The organism is Georgenia phoenicis, from assembly GCF_047302425.1.
Classification (GTDB): domain Bacteria; phylum Actinomycetota; class Actinomycetes; order Actinomycetales; family Actinomycetaceae; genus Oceanitalea.
Genome location: NZ_CP154855.1, coordinates 2,646,525 through 2,656,868, shown reverse-complemented (window position 1 = coordinate 2,656,868; position 10,344 = coordinate 2,646,525). Strand labels below are relative to the sequence as shown.

Below are 10,344 nucleotides of genomic sequence, written 5' to 3'. Positions count from 1 at the left end.
GCGGCACTTGCGCGCAGACCAGCGACACCCGGCCGGCGACATCCGCGCGCGACACACCCACAGCGGTCGTTGCCGGGGTGCCACCGGGCACCTAGCGTTCCGGGTGCGCAAGAATGACATAAGTCTAACGCTCAACTTGAGGTTGAGGGTTGGCCGAGGACCAGCAGCAGACAAAGTGAGGGGGCCGACGTGGCGGCACCGCAGAACTACCTAGCAGTGATCAAGGTGGTGGGCATCGGGGGCGGCGGTGTCAACGCCGTCAACCGGATGATCGAGGTCGGGTTGAAGGGCGTGGAGTTCATCGCCGTCAACACCGACGCACAGGCGCTCCTCATGAGTGACGCCGACGTCAAGCTCGACGTCGGCCGTGAGCTCACCCGTGGGCTCGGCGCCGGCGCGGACCCCGAGGTGGGCAAGAAGGCCGCCGAGGACCACGCCGAGGAGATCGAGGAGGTGCTGCGCGGGGCGGACATGGTCTTCGTCACCGCCGGCGAGGGTGGTGGCACCGGTACCGGTGGCGCCCCCGTCGTCGCCCGCATCGCCCGCTCGCTCGGCGCGCTGACCATCGGCGTCGTCACCCGGCCCTTCACCTTCGAGGGACGCCGGCGCTCCACCCAGGCCGAGGCCGGCATCGAGGCGCTGCGCTCCGAGGTCGACACCCTCATCGTCATCCCCAACGACCGCCTGCTGTCGATCTCCGACCGCAACGTGTCGGTGCTCGACGCCTTCAAGAGCGCGGACCAGGTGCTCCTGTCCGGTGTCCAGGGCATCACCGACCTCATCACCACCCCCGGTCTCATCAACCTCGACTTCGCGGACGTCAAGTCCGTCATGCAGGGCGCCGGCAGCGCCCTCATGGGCATCGGCTCCGCCCGCGGCGAGGACCGCGCGGTCCAGGCCGCCGAGCTGGCGATCTCCTCCCCGCTCCTCGAGGCGAGCATCGACGGCGCCTACGGCGTCCTGCTCTCCATCCAGGGTGGCAGCGACCTCGGCCTCTTCGAGATCCACGAGGCCGCCCGCCTCGTCCAGGAGGCCGCCCACCCCGAGGCGAACATCATCTTCGGCAACGTCATCGACGACGCCCTGGGCGACGAGGTGCGCGTCACCGTCATCGCCGCCGGTTTCGACGACCCCGGCCCCAAGGCGGCCACGCCGGCCGCCCCGCAGCGCCGGGCCGCCGCCCCGGCGCCGGTCTCGCTGCCGAGCGCGCCCAGCGCCCCCGAGCCGCCCGTCGCGGCCAGCCCCGAGCCGGCCAGGGAGGAGCAGCCCGCCGAGCCGGTCCCGGCCTACGCGGGCAGCGAGGGCGAGCGCCGCGGACTGGAGGTGCCCCGGGTCTTCGACGAGGAGCCGGTGCGCAGCCGCCGCGAGGAGGACCTCGACATCCCCGACTTCCTGCGCTGACCGGTCGGGCACGTGCTCGAGCCCGCTGACCTCGGCCCCGGCGCGCGTGGTGGCTTCACCACGCGCGCCGGTGGCGTCTCCACCGGCCCCTACGCCGCAGCCGACGGCAGCGGGGGCCTCAACCTCGGCCTGCACGTCGGCGACGACGAGCGGGCGGTCCGCGCCAACCGGGACCTCCTCGACGCCGAGCTCGGCTCGCGCGTCGTGTGGATGGACCAGCGGCACACGGCGCTCGTGCGCGTCGTCACCGGCGAGGCCGACGACGGCGCCGGCCAGGGGGAGTGCGACGCCCTCGTGGGCCGTCGCAGCGACCCCGGCGCGCCCGCCGTCGCCGTCATGGTCGCCGACTGCGTCCCCCTCCTGCTCGCCACCCCCGACGGCGGCCTCGTCGCCGCCGTCCACGTCGGCCGCCAGGGCCTGGCCGACGGCGTCGTGCACGCCGCGCTCGCGACCCTCGCCCGCGAGGGCGCCTCGGTCCCCGACCTGTACGCCTCCCTCGGCCCCAGCATCTGCGGCCGCTGCTACGAGGTTCCCGCCGCGCTGCGCGACGAGGTCGCGGGCGTCGTCCCCGCCGCGCGTGCCACGACGGCGTGGGGCACCCCCGCCCTCGACATCCCCGCCGGCGTGCTCGCCCAGCTCGCCGACGGCGGCGTGCGGCGGGTGCAGCGGCTGGACGTGTGCACCCGCGAGGACGAGCGCTTCTACTCCTACCGGCGCGACGGCCGCACCGGCCGCTTCGTCGGCGTCGTCCGCCCCGCCTGAGGAGGCGCAAAATCCCGCGACGACACGCCGCGAGTCGGTGCGGCGGGCGGGGCCTGGCCTGGTCTAGCGTCACCCACAGGAGCGGCACGAGGTGTGATCGCAGAACTCGACGACGGGAGCAGTCATGGCCGGAGCACTGCGCAAGACGATGGCGTACCTCGGACTGTCCGAGGACGAGGGGGACTACGTCGACGAGCTCGACGTCCCCCGCCACGAGGAGCCCGCGGCGGCCGAGGCCCGTCCCGAGCGGGAGGAGCCCCGGGCTCAGGTGACCCCCATGCGGGTGGTCCCCACGCCCGAGCCCGTCGAGCACGACCTGCGACGCATCAGCACCGTGCACCCCGCCACCTACAACGAGGCGCGGGTCATCGGCGAGGCCTTCCGTGACGGCACCCCCGTCATCATGAACCTCACCGGCATGAGCGAGACCGAGGCCAAGCGCATGGTGGACTTCTCCGCCGGGCTCGTCTTCGGCCTCCACGGCTCCATCGAGCGGGTCACCAACCGTGTGTTCCTCCTCTCCCCGGCGAGCATCGAGGTGGCCACCGACTCGGGTCAGCCCGAGACCGGTCCGGGCCGTCTCTTCAACCAGAGCTGAGACGTGGGGCTCCTCTTCTCGATCGTCTACCTGCTCCTCCTGCTCTACCTGGTCGTCCTCATCGGCCGGCTGGTGCTGGACTGGGTGCAGGTGTTCTCCCGCGACTGGCGGCCCAGGGGTGTCGTGCTCGTCATTGCCGAGCTCGTCTACACGCTGACCGACCCGCCGCTGAACTGGCTCCGCCGCTACATCCCGCCGCTCCGGCTGGGGCCCGTGGCACTCGATCTGGGCTTCATCATCCTGTTCCTGGCCGTGAGCATCTCGATGCAAGTGGCCGCTTCTCTGTCACTCGCGTGACTTATGTGACCCCCGTGGTGTGCTGGCTCTAGTAACGTTCCGCTAACGTGGACCCGTGAGTCGCGCGACGCTCACGACCGAACGACTGAACTACTGAGGTGACGACTATGGCGCTGCTCACAGCAGACGACGTGCTGAACAAGAAGTTTCAGCCGACGAAGTTCCGGGAGGGCTACGACCAGGACGAGGTCGACGACTTCCTGGACGAGGTCGTCAACACGCTGAGCACGCTCAGCAGTGAGAACGAGGAGCTCAAGGCGAAGCTCGCGGCCGCGGAGCGCCGCGTCGCCGAGCTCAGCAGTGGCGAGCCGGCCACGGCCGTCGCCCCGGCCCCGGCCCCCGAGCCCCAGCCGGAGCCCGAGCCGGAGCCGGAGCCGCAGCAGTCCTACGCGCCGCCGGCCGCCGCGGCCGCCCCGGCCGAGAGCGTGACCGAGACCGCCGACGAGCCGACCTCGGCCACCGGCATGCTCGCCCTCGCCCAGCGTGTCCACGACGAGTACGTGAACAACGGGCGCGAGGAGGGTGAGCGCATCATCCACGAGGCGCGGGCCGAGGCGGAGCGCATCGTGCGCGACGCCGAGGAGCAGCACAACCGCACCCTCGCCCAGCTCGAGCAGGAGCGTTCGCTCCTCGAGCGCAAGATCGACGAGCTGCGCGTCTTCGAGCGCGACTACCGCACCCGCCTCAAGAGCTACCTCGAGTCGCTCCTGTCGGACGTCGAGGGTCGGGGCAACGTCTCCGGCCGCGGTGACTCCGGCTCGGCACAGTTCGGTCGCTGAGCACGACACGACGGCGGCGGCCCACCGGGCCGCCGCCGTCGCTGCATGCCGAGGAAGGAACACCCATGAGCGAGCAGCAGCGGGGCAGGCGCGGGACGGTCGTCCTGCTCGTCGCCCTCGCCCTCGGCATCGCCGCGGTCGACCAGGTCACCAAGTTCCTCGCCGAGGACCGGCTGACCCAGGGCGTGTACGTCCCGGTCATCGGTGACCTCCTCGGCTGGCAGCTCATCTACAACCCCGGCGCGGCGTTCTCCTTCGCCACCGGGATGACGTGGGTCTTCACGCTCATCACGCTCGTCGTGGTCGTCGTCGTCCTGCGCGTGTCCCGGCGCCTGCGCTCCCGCGGCTGGGCGGTGGCCCTGGGCATGCTCCTCGGTGGGGCGCTCGGGAACCTCTACGACCGGCTGCTGCGCGAGCCCGGCTTCGCCCGTGGGCACGTCGTCGACTTCATCAGCTACAACGGCTGGTTCGTCGGCAACGTCGCCGACATCGCCATCGTGCTCGCCGCCGTCCTCATCGCCGTCCTCGCCCTCCTCGGCATCGAGGTCGACGGCACCCGCGTGACCTCCCGCCGCGAGGAGGACGACGCCCCCGCCAGCGACATCGACGGGGAGGACGTGAGCGAGGAGCCGCTCGTCGACGAGTCCGACTTCTCCCCGGAGGTCCCGCGACCCGCCGACGACGGCGTCGACGTCGCCACCTGGGTCGGCACCACGTCCGACGGCGCGGCCCCCAGCACGGCCGACGAGCCCGGGACGACGCCGGCTCCCGCCGGCCCGCCCGTCGCGGAGGAGTCGGCGACGCCCACCCGCCGTCCCCGGACCCGCCGCGAGATCCGCCTCGCCGGCAGCGACGACGATGCCTGAGACCCGCTCCCTTCCCGTCCCCGACGGCCTGGCCGGCGAGCGCGTCGACGCCGCCCTCGCCCGGCTGCTGGGCCTGTCGCGCACCCGGGCGGCCGAGCTGGCCACCGAGGGCGGGGTCGTCCTTGACGGCCGCACGCTCGCCAAGTCCGACCGGCTCGTCGCCGGCGGCTGGCTCGAGGTCACGCTCCCCGACGCCCCGTCGGCCCCGCCGCCCGAGCCCGTGGCCGGCCTGGCGGTCGCCTACGAGGACGAGGACGTCGTCGTCGTCGACAAGCCCGTCGGCGTGGCCGCCCACGCCAGCCCGGGGTGGCAGGGACCGACCGTCGTCGGCAGCCTCCACGCCGCCGGGTACCGCGTCTCGACGTCCGGGGCGGCAGAGCGGCAGGGCATCGTCCACCGCCTCGACGTCGGAACCTCCGGGCTCATGGTCGTCGCCAAGTCCGAGCTCGCCTACACCGTCCTCAAGCGCGCCTTCAAGGAGCGCACGGTCGAGAAGGTCTACCACGCACTCGTCCAGGGGCACATGGACCCGTTCTCCGGGACGATCGACGCGCCCGTGGGGCGCGACCCGCGGCACGACTACCGCTTCGCCGTCGTCGCCGACGGCAAGCCCGCCGTCACCCACTACGAGACCCTCGAGGCGATGTCCGGCGCGTCCCTCCTCGAGATCCACCTCGAGACCGGCCGCACCCACCAGATCCGGGTGCACACCTCCGCGGTGCGGCACCCCTGCCTGGGGGACACGACCTACGGGGCCGACCCCGTGCTCGCCCAGAAGCTGGGGCTGACCCGGCAGTGGCTGCACGCCGTGCGCCTCGGCTTTGCCCACCCGCGCGACGGCCGCGAGGTCGTCGTCGAGAGCGAGTACCCGCAGGACCTCGCCGCGGCGCTCGAGATGGTGCGGGAGGGACGCCGGTGAGCGTCGTCGTCCGCACCGTGACGACGCGGGAGGAGCTCGAGGCCGCCTGGGCGGTGCGCTTCGCCGTCTTCGTCGACGAGCAGGGCGTGCCCGTCGAGCTCGAGGTCGACGAGCTCGACGAGGCGCCGACGACGACGCACGTGCTCGCGGTCGACGAGGTCACCGGCGAGGTGCTCGGCACCGGCCGGCTCCTGCTCGACGCCCCCGGCCACGTCCACCTCGGGCGCCTGGCCGTCCACGCCGCGGCCCGTGGGCGCGGGGTGGGGGCACTGCTCGTCACCGCGCTCGTCGAGCTGGCTCTCGAGCGCCACGCGGCGGGGGAGCCGCCCGCCGTCGAGGTCGTGCTCAGCGCGCAGGAGTCGGCGATGGGCTTCTACGAGCGGCTGGGCTTCTCGGTCGTGTCCGGCGAGAGGTACCTCGACGCGGACATCTGGCACCAGGACATGGCCCGCACCGTCGCCCGCGCCTGACCCGCCGCAGCCCCACGCCTGCGCGCGATACTGGGGAGGTGAGCAGCGACGCCCTCGCCCGGGCCCGGTCGGCGCACACCGACCGGCGCTGGGCCACGGCCTTCGCGGCGTTCGCCGACGCCGAGCGCGCCGCACCGCTCCACCCGCGGGACCTCGACCACATGGCGGAGTGCGCCCACCTGCTCCACCGGATGGACGAGTACTTCGCCGCCCGGGAGCTCGCCTACCAGCGGCACCTCGATCGTGGCGACGACGCCGCAGCGGCTCTGAGCTCGTTCTGGATCGCGGCGCAGCACCTCCACGACGGGGAGGTCGCCCACGGCACCGGGTGGCTGCAGCGGCTCGAGCGACTCGCCTCCGAGGCCGACGACGAACGGCTCACGGGCTACCTGTCCCTCGCCCGGTCGTTCCCCGCCGTCGCCGGCGGCGACCTCGACGCGGCGGCCAGCCTGACCACCGCGGCCGCACGCGCGGCTCGCGAGTCCGCCGACACCGACCTCGCCGCCCTCGCACTGCACCAGGCCGGGCTCGTCCGGCTCGCCGCGGGCCGCGTGCAGGAGGGCTGCGCGCTCCTGGACGAGGCCATGGTCGTCGTCACCGCCGACCGGGCGTCCTCGATGGTCACGGGGATCGTCTACTGCGGGGTCATCTCGGGGTGCTGGGAGATCTACGACGTCGGCCGCGCGCGTGAGTGGACCGACGCCATGTCGGGCTGGTGCGCCACCCAGCCGGAGATGACTGGCTTCGTCGGTGAGTGCCGGGTCCGGCGGGCCGAGCTCCTCCAGCTGGTGGGGGACTGGGACAGGGCCGACACCCTGCTCGTCGGCCTGGACGACGACGTCGACCGCACCTCCGCAGCGCTCGCCGCATGCGTGCGGGGCGACCTCGCGCGGCTCCAGGGCAGGTGGGAGGACGCCGACGCGGCGTACGCCGCTGCCGCTCGTGACGGGTGGGAGCCGCAACCGGGGCTCGCCCTGCTCCGTCTCGCCCGGGGCAGCACGCAGGCGGCCGCCGCCATGGTCCGCCGCGCGCTTGCCGAGAGCAGCACGGTGGCGCGGCGAGTGCCCCTGCTCGCCGCGGGGGTGGAGGTCCTCCTCGCCGTGGGGGACGAGACCCGGGCGCACGCGTTGGCGGAGGAGCTGACGGCGCTCGGTGAGCGCCAGGACAGCGACCTCGTCCGCGCGGTCGCCGCCCAGGCGCAGGCCCGCCTCTCGCTGTCGGCCGGGCGCCCCGAGGACGCCGGGGCGGCCGCGCGCCGCGCACTCGCGACCTGGGTGCGGGTGGCGGCACCCTACGAGGAGGCCCGGACCAGAACACTCGTGGCGGCGGCCTGGCACGCCCTCGGTGACCACGAGTCGGCTGACCGGGAGCGGGCCACCGCCCGGGAGATCTTCACGAGCCTCGGCGCCCAGCCCGACCTCGAGGCGCTGGACCGCCGCGCCCGGGAGGTGCTCACCGCGAGGGAGGTCGAGGTGCTGCGGCTCGTCGCGACCGGGGCCACCAACCGGGCCATCGCCGAACGGCTGGTCCTCAGCGAGCGCACGGTCGACCGGCACGTGAGCAACATCCTCACCAAGCTCGACGTCTCCAGCCGCGCGGCGGCCGCGGCGCGCGCGGCCTCGTGGCAGCTCCTGTGAGACCGCCACCGGCGGTACCCACGCCCGGTGCCGGACACGGTTGGGTAGTTCCACCGATGTGGAGCCCCCCTGCCCCTTCGTAGCGTTCGAGCCGTCGGACCGACCGAGGGAGCAGCGCCATGGACCACACGATCGTCATCGGTGCCGGACAGGCGGGACTCGCCGCTGGCTACCACCTCGCCCGCCGCGGGCTGCCGTTCACCGTCCTCGAGGCCGACGACCGGGTCGGCGGAGGGTGGAACCACCGCTGGGACTCGATGCGGATGTTCACCCCGTCGACCAGCCTCGGGCTGCCGGGTGTGCCGTTCCCGCGCGACGAGCTCTTCCCCTCCGGTGCGCAGATGGCCGCGTACCTCAGCTCCTACGCACAGCGGGTCGGCATGGACGTGAGGACCGGGGTCGCCGTCGACGGGCTCTTCCGGGACGGCGACCGGTTCCAGGTGACCGCCGGTGCGGCCGCCTTCACCGCCGCCAACGTCGTCCTGGCGACCGGGGCCGAGCGGGTCCCGAACGTCCCGGCCCTCGCCCACCGGCTCTCGTCCGGGATCGTGCAGCTGCACTCGGTCGACTACCGCAACCCTGCCCAGCTGCAGCCGGGCGGTGTCGCCGTCGTCGGTGCGGCGAACTCCGGGGCGGACATCGCCCTCGAGCTCGCCGCCTCCCACGACGTCGTGCTGTGCGGACGCCACCCGGGTCACGTCCCGCTCCGTATCGAGTCCCGGACGATGCTCACCGTCTTCCCCCTCATCGCCTTCACCTGGAACCACGTCCTCACGCGGGACACCCCGCCCGGCCGCAGGTCGAGGGAGAAGCTGCTGTCGGGCCACGGCACGCCACTCATCCGCGTCAAGCCCCAGGACCTCGCCGACGCCGGTGTGCGCCGAGCCGCGCGTGTCACCGACGTCGTGGAGGGCCTGCCCGTCACCGCGGACGGTGAGGTGCTCGACGTCGCCAACGTCGTGTGGGCCACCGGTTTCCTCCCCGGCCACGACTGGGTCGAGCTGCCCGGGCTCGACTCCGCCGGCTTCCTCGACAACGACAGAGGCTCCGTCACGGACCAGCCCGGGCTCTACGTCCTCGGGCAGCTCTTCCAGCACCGGTTCTCCTCGCACAACTCCGTCGGCGTCGTCCCCGACGCCGAGCTGGTGGTCGGCGACATCGCCCGCCGGGCCGTCCGCGCCGGGGCGTCCGTCCGCCCGTGACGGGGAGACGGCGGCGCCCGCCACCGCGACGGGGGGCCGTCGAACCGGGCTGCGGCATGATGGACGTCCTACCGGACCCGAGCCCGCCGGGGGCGCTCAGGGCGGAGGGGAGTCGTCGTGGCGGACAGTGGACGCACCGGGGTCGTTGTCGGCGGCGGCATCGGCGGGCTCGCCGCGGCGATCGCGCTGGGGCGGGCGGGATGGGACGTGACCGTGCTGGAGCGCTCCGCCGAGGGCGGGGAGATCGGCGCGGGCCTCACGGTCATGGCGAACGGGCAACGGGCGCTGCGCGAGCTCGGCCTCGCCGACGCCGTCGGCGCCTCCGCAGCGCCCCAGGGCGGCGGAGGGCTCCGCGACCCCACGGGACGCTGGCTCGCGCGGGTCGACAGCGCCGTCCTCGAGCGGGAGCTGGCCACCTCGGTCGTCGGGATCCACCGTGAGCAGCTGCACCGGGTGCTCCGTGAGGTGCTGCCCGCCGGCGCGGTCGTCAGGGGCGCCGAGGTCCTCGACGTGACCGCCGGACCGCCCGCGTCGGTCACCTTCGTCCGTGACGGGGAGCGGCACACGATCGCGGCAGACGTCGTCGTCGGAGCCGACGGCATCGGGTCGGCCGTACGTCGCCGGCTCTGGCCCGACCACCCGGGTCCGGCCCACACCGGCGTGACGGCCTGGCGCTCGGTGACCGCGGGCCGGTGGCCGCTCGACCTCGTTGGCGCCGTCACGTGGGGCCCGGGCACCGAGTTCGGCACGGTGCCGCTCGTGGACGGGCGGGTGTACTGGTTCGCGGCCGTCGCCGGCGCGCCCGTGGGGCACCGGTTCGCGGACGAGGCCGGTCACCTGCGCGCCCGCTTCGCCGGCTGGCACGCCCCGATCCCCGACCTGCTCGCCGCCACCGAGCCGGGCGCCGTGCTGCGCCACGACCTGCAGCACCTCGCGGTGCCGCTTCCCGGCTACGTCACCGGGGCTGTCGCTCTCCTCGGCGACGCCGCCCACGCCATGACCCCCAACCTCGGGCAGGGCGCGTCGCAGGCGCTGGAGGACGCCGTCGTGCTCGGGCGGGCGCTGGCCCGGTACGAGGGCGACGTCCCCGCCGCGCTCGCCGCGTACGACCGCACCCGGCGGCCGCGGTCGCAGGCGGTGGCTCGGGCCTCCCGCTGGAGCGGCCGGTTCGGGCCCGAGCTGCGCTCGGCGCCGCTCGTGGCGCTGCGCGACCTGCTCGTGCGGGCCACGCCCGCCACCGCCGCACTGTCGTCGCTGGCGCGGTTCGCCCATTGGGAGCCGGAGCTGGTCGAGGACTGACCGAGCGGGCTGCCCTGCCGGCTCGGTGACGCCCGTCGGGAGTCGTCGACGCCGACACGCCGAGCGACCTGGATCTCCCCTCGCGGTGACCAGTCGTGTCGGTCCCGCGACCTA

The 10,344-nt window shown here is 74.1% G+C and carries 11 protein-coding genes; all 11 read left to right on the top strand.

Annotation, left to right across the window (positions count from 1 at the left end):
* The first annotated feature begins 189 nt into the window (after positions 1 to 189).
* The 11 genes from ftsZ (at position 190) to AA0005_RS12575 (ending at position 10,230) form a co-directional block, all read left to right on the top strand.
* A complete protein-coding gene (gene ftsZ / locus AA0005_RS12625; RefSeq protein ID WP_413450523.1) occupies positions 190 to 1,401 on the top strand; it encodes a cell division protein FtsZ in 1,212 nt (403 codons plus the stop codon).
* Between the two features lie 12 nt (positions 1,402 to 1,413).
* Entirely contained in the window at positions 1,414 to 2,163 is a 750-nt protein-coding gene (locus AA0005_RS12620) for a polyphenol oxidase family protein (protein ID WP_413450522.1), read from the top strand.
* Positions 2,164 to 2,287: 124 nt separating this feature from the next.
* On the top strand, positions 2,288 to 2,761 hold the full coding sequence (locus AA0005_RS12615; protein WP_413450521.1) for a cell division protein SepF: 474 nt from the start codon (positions 2,288 to 2,290) through the stop codon (positions 2,759 to 2,761).
* Between the two features lie 3 nt (positions 2,762 to 2,764).
* Entirely contained in the window at positions 2,765 to 3,058 is a 294-nt protein-coding gene (locus tag AA0005_RS12610) for a YggT family protein (RefSeq protein ID WP_413450520.1), read from the top strand.
* A 107-nt stretch (positions 3,059 to 3,165) separates the two neighbouring features.
* Complete coding sequence (locus tag AA0005_RS12605; protein WP_413450519.1) at positions 3,166 to 3,837, top strand: DivIVA domain-containing protein; 672 nt, start codon at positions 3,166 to 3,168, stop codon at positions 3,835 to 3,837.
* 65 nt (positions 3,838 to 3,902) lie between these two features.
* Positions 3,903 to 4,703 carry a signal peptidase II gene (locus AA0005_RS12600; RefSeq protein ID WP_413450518.1) on the top strand — a complete coding sequence of 267 codons (801 nt, stop codon included), beginning with the start codon at positions 3,903 to 3,905 and terminating at the stop codon, positions 4,701 to 4,703.
* On the top strand, positions 4,696 to 5,622 hold the full coding sequence (locus tag AA0005_RS12595; protein WP_413450517.1) for an RluA family pseudouridine synthase: 927 nt from the start codon (positions 4,696 to 4,698) through the stop codon (positions 5,620 to 5,622). The genes AA0005_RS12600 and AA0005_RS12595 overlap by 8 nt, the downstream gene beginning before the upstream one ends.
* Positions 5,619 to 6,092: a GNAT family N-acetyltransferase gene (locus tag AA0005_RS12590; protein WP_413450516.1), complete on the top strand. Its 474-nt coding sequence runs from the start codon at positions 5,619 to 5,621 to the stop codon at positions 6,090 to 6,092. The genes AA0005_RS12595 and AA0005_RS12590 overlap by 4 nt, the downstream gene beginning before the upstream one ends.
* A gap of 38 nt (positions 6,093 to 6,130) precedes the next feature.
* The gene (locus tag AA0005_RS12585) at positions 6,131 to 7,729 is read left to right on the top strand and encodes a LuxR C-terminal-related transcriptional regulator (protein WP_413450515.1); all 1,599 of its coding nucleotides are present in this window, start codon (positions 6,131 to 6,133) and stop codon (positions 7,727 to 7,729) included.
* Between the two features lie 119 nt (positions 7,730 to 7,848).
* Positions 7,849 to 8,931 carry a flavin-containing monooxygenase gene (locus tag AA0005_RS12580; RefSeq protein ID WP_413450514.1) on the top strand — a complete coding sequence of 361 codons (1,083 nt, stop codon included), beginning with the start codon at positions 7,849 to 7,851 and terminating at the stop codon, positions 8,929 to 8,931.
* A 117-nt stretch (positions 8,932 to 9,048) separates the two neighbouring features.
* Positions 9,049 to 10,230 carry an FAD-dependent monooxygenase gene (locus tag AA0005_RS12575; protein WP_413450513.1) on the top strand — a complete coding sequence of 394 codons (1,182 nt, stop codon included), beginning with the start codon at positions 9,049 to 9,051 and terminating at the stop codon, positions 10,228 to 10,230.
* The last annotated feature ends 114 nt before the right edge of the window (positions 10,231 to 10,344 follow it).